Annotated in this window: 1 pseudogene; it reads right to left on the reverse strand. The window is 49.2% G+C overall.

Going from position 1 to position 260, the window contains the following annotated elements:
• Nucleotides 1-260: pseudogene (locus ACYP03_RS26795) on the reverse strand (lysine-sensitive aspartokinase 3); the annotation flags it as partial.

Below are 260 nucleotides of genomic sequence, written 5' to 3' on the forward strand. Positions count from 1 at the left end.
ATTCATAATTTGAGTGAACAGATAGGTCGACAGCAATTCACCATTGGCAACCAGCTGATCGGTTAACTCTGCAGACTTATGCTCAGCAGCTTTAACGGCCAGTTCGCCGACCTGATCGAGAAGCGCATCAAGGTGATCAGCAATCATCTCTGGTTGCTGTAAATCCGCCAGAACACTTTGGTGAATAGCGCGCAGGCGCTCTACCAGAGAGTGTCGGTGTTCGACATCGGCTACGCCATTGGCCAGTTCGACTAAAATAT

This window comes from Photobacterium sp. R1, from assembly GCF_054600795.1.